Origin of the sequence: Streptomyces durocortorensis (assembly GCF_016901035.1) — a bacterium.
Classification (GTDB): Bacteria; Actinomycetota; Actinomycetes; order Streptomycetales; family Streptomycetaceae; genus Streptomyces; species Streptomyces durocortorensis.
Window position 1 is genome coordinate 1 of record NZ_JAFEUF010000332.1, and the last position, 6,250, is coordinate 6,250.

A 6,250-nucleotide genomic window follows, 5' to 3' on the forward strand; every position below is an offset into this window, starting at 1 on the left:
TCGACGTCCGCGAGAACGACTACCTGATGGACATCGCCCAGGCCGAGGCGGACCGCCCGGCCGGCCCGGAAGGAAGAGACACGGTCATGACCACGCGCGTATGGGACTACCTCGCCGAGTACGAGGCGGAGCGCGAGGACATCCTCGACGCTGTCGACCAGGTGTTCCGTTCCGGACAGCTGATACTCGGACCCTCCGTCAGCGGCTTCGAGGAGGAGTTCGCCGCCTACCTCGGGACGGCGCACTGCGTCGGCGTCGACAACGGCACCAACGCCCTCGTTCTCGCACTGCGCGCCCTGGGCGTGGGACCGGGCGACGAAGTGATCACGGTTTCCAACACCGCCGCACCCACCGTCATCGCCATCGACCAGGCCGGAGCCACCCCCGTCCTCGTCGACGTCCGCGAGAACGACTACCTGATGGACATCGCCCAGGCCGAGGCCGCGATCACGCCACGCACCCGCTGCCTGCTGCCCGTCCACCTCTACGGCCAGTGCGCCGACCTCCCCGCCCTGGAAGAACTCGCCGCCCGCCACGACCTGGTGATCCTCGAGGACTGCGCCCAGTCGCACGGCGCCCGGCAGAACGGCCGGCCGGCCGGCACCACCGGCAGAGCCGCGGCCTTCTCCTTCTACCCGACGAAAGTCCTCGGCGCCTACGGCGACGCAGGAGCGGTGGTCACCGACGACGCCGACACCGACGCCGCGCTGCGCAGACTCCGCTACTACGGCATGGAGCAGCAACGCCACGTCATCCAGACCCCTGCCCACAACGCCCGCCTCGACGAGGTGCACGCCGAGATCCTGCGCCGCAAGCTGCGGCGCCTCGACGGCTACATCGAGGCCCGCCGCCGGATCGCGGCCCGCTACGCCGAGGCGCTGGCCGACACCGACCTGGTCCTGCCCGCGGTCACACCCGGCAACGACCACGTCTACTACCTCTACGTGGCACGGCACCCCCGCCGCGACGCGATCATCGAGGCCCTCCGGCCCCAGGGCATCCACCTCAGCGTCAGCTACCGCCGGCCGGTGCACACCATGGACGGGTTCGCCCACCTGGAGCAGGCCAAGGGCTCACTGCCGGTCACCGAGGCGCTGGCGGACGAGATCTTCTCCCTGCCGATGTACCCCTCGCTCCGCGAGGAGCAGCAGGACAAGGTGATCGCGGCCCTGCGGGAAGCGCTGCGCACCCTCTGATCCCCAAGGCACCGCCGGTACGAACCGGACAGCGCTGCGCGCCCGCACCCCGGCCCGGGTACGGGCGCACAGCGGACGCGGGCCCTCAGCGGGAGAGCCGCAGGGGAAGCTCCAGCAGCCCGTGCAGGTTGAAGTGCTTGTTCACCGGCAGGTCCTCGCGGAGCAGCTCGATCTTCGAATACCGCTCCAGCAGCTTCGAGAACACGGTGGCCGCCTCCAGACGCCCCAGCACCGCGCCCAGGCAGAAGTGCGGGCCGGCGCTGAACGCCAGCGTCTTCGGCTCGGTGCGGCCCAGATCCAGCCGGTCGGGGTCGCGATAGCGTTCCGGATCCCGGCCCGCGGCATCCAGGAAACCGATCACATGGGAACCCGGCGCAATGACCTTGCCGCCGAACTCCATCTCCGCGGTCGCGATCCGGCTGGACAGGGTCACCGGCGGATCGAACCGGGACAGCTCATCCACCGCCGTCGTCATCAGCCCCGGGTCCGCCCGAAGCGCCTCCAGCGCCTCGGGCTGCTGCAGCAGCGCCAGCATGCCGTTGCCGATCAGGTTGACCGTCGTCTCGTGACCCGCGTTGAAGATGAGCAGGATGTTGGCGACAACCTCCTCCTCGGTGAGCTGCTCGTTGCCCTCCGCCGTCATCAGCACCGACAGCAGGTCGTTGTCCGGGTCCGCGTCGCGCCGGGAGGCCATCAGGTCCAGCAGGTACGCGCGGAACTCCGGCTCCGCCTTGTTCATGGCGATACGCCTGCGGGGCGTCACATCGGGATCCAGGATGTAACCCACCTTGTCGGTCCAGTCACGGCACCGCGCCCGGTCCTCGACGGGAATCCCCAGCAGCTCCCCGACCACCGTGACAGGCATCGGCAGCGCCAGGTCCCGGATCAGGTCGACCTCGCCCTCACCCATGCTGTCGAGCAGATCATCGACGATCTCCCCGATACGCGGCCGCAGACGGTCGATGTAGCGCGGCGTGAACACCCGCGCGATCAGCTTGCGCAGCCGGCGGTGCTCCGTCCCGTCCTGCAGCAGCAGCCACTTGCTGACGCTGCGCATGGCCGGACAGGTCGGCCCGCCCCGGCTCATCGCCCAGCCCGGGTCCTTGGGGAACGCGCTGGAGGAGTGCGGGGAGCGCAGCAGCGCCTCCACGTCGTCGTACCGGGTGAGCAGCCAGTAACCCGGTGCGACCTCGTGCACCGGATCCGTCTCGCGCAGCCGCTTGTAGTAGGCGAACCTGTCGGCGGCAAGGGCGGGATCGTTCGGGTCGTAGAGAACGCTCATGCCGTCCATCCCTCTACGTCGGTGGTTGCCGTGCCTGCGGGGCGGGAGATCCGCGTGGCCGCCTCTCCGGCCAAAGACCCCGGCCGACGCGTACACGGACACCGGCTCCGGAGCCGTCACACAGCCCCCCTCTCGCACAGCCGGTGTCTGCCCCACAGGCTATGGGGGCCGCCGAGACACAGAGAACCCCTAACTTGCCGGCCGAGTCCCGGCGCCCGGTCCCGCAGGACAACCCGGCCGGATACCACCACAGCGCCGCGCAAGGGAGCTGACGCCCGGTGTCCGCCTGACCCGCCGCGCGGGAACCGCCTGACGCTCACCGGGCACCCGGGGGCGCACCCCGTACGGCTCGCAGCACCCGCCGCCCAGCAGCCGGGCCGGACGGCGACAACCGGCCGCCGCGGCACAGGAAGAGCGGACCCGGCCCGCGACGACAGCCCGCCGCCCTCCGCCCGCCACACCCCCCGCCGCGCGCACCGGTTAGGGGTTGAGGCTAGGGGGGCGCTCTCTCGTAGGGTGACGGCCGGTGCAGAGGGACTGCCCGACGCGGGGGGTGAGGGCATGTCGGAGCTTGAGGCGGAGCGCAGGGCCCACTACCAGGCGACCGTCGTACAGGAGGCCCTGCGCACCGCGGCCGCGGACGGCGACCCGTACGCCTCGATCCTGCTGGTACCGGACGATCCCTACCCGCTCTACGAGCAGGTCCGCGAGCGTGGCACGCTCCACCGCAGCGCGGTCGGTGTCTGGACGACCACCAGCCACCGCCTCGCCAACCAGATCCTGAGGGACCGGCGCTTCGGCGTCCGTACCCCCCAAGGCGAGAAACCCCCCGAGTTCATGCCGTTCGACAACTCGATGCTCGGACTGGACCCGCCCGACCACACACGGCTGCGCAAGCTCGCCACCCCCTCGCTGAACCCGCGCCGGCTCGCCCACTGGCAGCCGCACGTCGAACGGTTCACCGACGAACTCATCGACGAAATGCTGGCGGGGCGCGGCCAGGTCAACTTCATGCGGGCCTTCGCCCAGCAGCTCCCGCTGCGGGTGATCGGCGACCTGGTCGGCATCCCGCCCCACCACCGTCAGCTGTTCTTCCGGCTCAGCCGCCGCATGGCCTACCTGCTCGACGGCGTGGCCACCGCCCCGGCCGCGCGGGGCGTGGTGGCGGCCATCGCGGAGATGACGGTGCTGTTCCAGGAGATCATCGCCGAACGGCGGGCCGACCCGCGCGAGGACTTGATCAGCGATCTGCTCCCGGCGGTCGAGGACGGCCGGATGACCATGGACGAGATGGTCCCGCTGTGCATGTTCCTGCCGCTGGCCGGTACCGAGACCACCGTCAACCTCATCGGCAACGGGCTCCTGGCACTCCTCGAACACCCCGGGCAGTGGGACATGCTGGCCGCCGACCCGTCACTGGCCCCCGCCGCCGTACGCGAAACCCTGCGCTACGACCCCTCCGTGCAGCAGTACCGCCGGATCGCGCACACCGACCTCCAACTGGAAGGCGAAACGATCGCCGCGGGCGAGGAGGTGGCGATCTGCGCGGGCGGCGCCAACCGGGATCCGGAGGTCTATCCCGACCCCGGAAGGTTCGACATCACCCGGAACCCGGGACCGGAGAACCTGGCCTTCTCCGCGGGCATCCACTTCTGCCTCGGCGCCGCGCTGGCCCGCATGGAAGCGGAGACCGCGCTGGCCGCCCTCGCCGCCCGGCTCCCCGGGATCCGCCGGGCCGGACCGGTGCGCAGACGCGGCTCCTTCATCGTCCGCGGAATGCTCCAGTTCCCCGTCAGCCTGCGCTGAGAACCGGCAGGTGACCGGGCCACGGCCCGGTCACCGGAGATAAGGGGCGGCGTCCTCACCCCATAGGGGTTGTCCGCCTTCGCGAGGCGTCCATAGCGTGCGGACGCGGATGTGCGGATGTGCTGGGACACGGCACCCGCGGCACGGCGGCCCCGGGTGGACCGTGGCCGGGCGGGAAGCCTGGGAGGCACTGGCAGATGGCAGAGGACGAGACGCTCCGGGACTACCTCAAGCTGGTCACGATCGATCTGCGCAGGACGAAGCAGAAGCTGCGTGACCGGGAGGCCGCCGACCAGGAGCCGATCGCGATCATCGGCATGAGCTGCCGCTACCCGGGCGACGTCCACACGCCCGATGACCTGTGGCGGCTGGTGGCAGGGGAACAGGACGCGATCTCCCACTTCCCCCAGGACCGGGGCTGGGACCTGGGCCGGCTCTTCGACGGCGACCCGGACACCGAGGGACACAGCTCCGCACGCCACGGCGGATTCGTCCACGACGCGACCGAGTTCGACGCCGGCTTCTTCGGCATCTCGCCGCGCGAGGCACTGGCGATGGACCCCCAGCAGCGGCTGCTGCTCCGGGCGGCCTGGGAAGCCTTCGAGGACGCCGGCATCGACCCCCAGTCGGTCCGCGGCACCCGCACCGGGGTCTTCGCCGGCGGCAACGACCAGGGCTACCTACGGCTGCTGGCGAACGAACCGAGCTCCGTGGGACACCAGCTGACCGGTGGCGCGACCGCCGTGATCTCCGGCCGGGTCGCCTACACCCTCGGCCTGGAAGGGCCCGCGGTGACCCTGGACACGGCGTGCTCGTCGTCGCTGGTCGCCCTGCACCTGGCCTGCCGGTCGCTGCGCAGCGGCGAGAGCACTCTCGCACTCGCCGGCGGCGTCACCGTCATGGCCACACCCGGCGTCTTCACCGAGTTCACCAGACAGCGCGGACTGGCCGCCGACGGCCGCTGCAAATCCTTCTCGGCAAACGCCGACGGCACCGGCTGGTCCGAGGGCGTCGGCGTCCTGCTCGTCGAGCGGCTCTCCGACGCCGTGCGCAACGGCCACGAGGTCCTCGCCGTCATACGCGGCAGCGCGGTCAACCAGGACGGCGCCTCCAACGGCCTCACCGCACCCAACGGCCCCTCCCAGCAACGCGTCATCCTCCAGGCGCTCGCCGACGCCCGCCTCTCCGCGTCCGACGTGGACGTGGTCGAGGCGCACGGCACCGGCACGAGGCTGGGCGACCCGATCGAGGCGCAGGCACTGCTCGCCGCCTACGGCCAGGACCGCCCGGAGGGACGCCCCCTGCTCCTCGGCTCGGTCAAGTCCAACATCGGGCACGCACAGGCCGCGGCGGGCGTCGCCGGCGTCATCAAGATGGTGCAGGCCCTGCGCCACGAGCAGCTGCCCCCGACCCTGCACGCGGACGAGCCCTCCACCCAGGTGGACTGGTCCGCGGGCGCGGTGGAACTCCTGACCGAGGGCCGCCCCTGGTCCCGGGGGCAGCGGCCGCGCCGGGCCGGTGTGTCGTCGTTCGGCGTGAGCGGCACCAACGGCCACATCATCATCGAGGAGGCACCCGGCACGGATACCGGCCAGGCGGCCACCGGGACCGTGACGGGCGATGAGACCGGACTGCTGGCGTGGCCGGTCTCCGGCCGCTCCGCCGGTGCGCTGCGCCGCCAGGCCGGGCTGCTGCTGCCCGTGGCCGCCCAGGCACACCCGGCCGATGTGAGCCACTCGCTGGCGACGGGCCGTGCGGCACTGGAACACCGGGCGGTGGTCCTCGGAGACAGCCAGGAACAGCTCCTGGCCGGGCTGCGGGCACTGGCCGAGGGCGAGGACACACCCTCGGTGGTGTCCGACAAGGCCCACCCCGGCTCCCTCGCACTGCTGTTCTCGGGTCAGGGGTCGCAGCGGCCGGGGATGGGCCGCGAGCTGTATGAAGCGTTCCCGGTGTTCGCGGATGC

Annotated in this window: 4 protein-coding genes; 3 read left to right on the plus strand and 1 reads right to left on the minus strand. The window is 71.5% G+C overall.

Annotation, left to right across the window (positions count from 1 at the left end):
• The first annotated feature begins 86 nt into the window (after window positions 1–86).
• On the plus strand, window positions 87–1,196 hold the full coding sequence (locus tag JS521_RS32930) for a DegT/DnrJ/EryC1/StrS family aminotransferase (RefSeq protein WP_205086565.1): 1,110 nt from the start codon (window positions 87–89) through the stop codon (window positions 1,194–1,196).
• Between the two features lie 85 nt (window positions 1,197–1,281).
• Here the strand turns inward: JS521_RS32930 and JS521_RS32935 are convergent, their stop codons facing one another.
• Window positions 1,282–2,478, minus strand: coding sequence for a cytochrome P450 (locus tag JS521_RS32935; RefSeq protein WP_205086562.1), 1,197 nt, complete (start codon window positions 2,476–2,478; stop codon window positions 1,282–1,284).
• A 561-nt stretch (window positions 2,479–3,039) separates the two neighbouring features.
• Here JS521_RS32935 and JS521_RS32940 point away from each other — a divergent pair.
• Together JS521_RS32940 and JS521_RS32945 are read left to right on the plus strand one after the other, a co-directional pair.
• Complete coding sequence (locus tag JS521_RS32940; protein ID WP_205086563.1) at window positions 3,040–4,284, plus strand: cytochrome P450; 1,245 nt, start codon at window positions 3,040–3,042, stop codon at window positions 4,282–4,284.
• Between the two features lie 197 nt (window positions 4,285–4,481).
• The coding region (locus tag JS521_RS32945; RefSeq protein ID WP_205086564.1) for a type I polyketide synthase at window positions 4,482–6,250 on the plus strand (1,769 nt) is incomplete at its 3' end.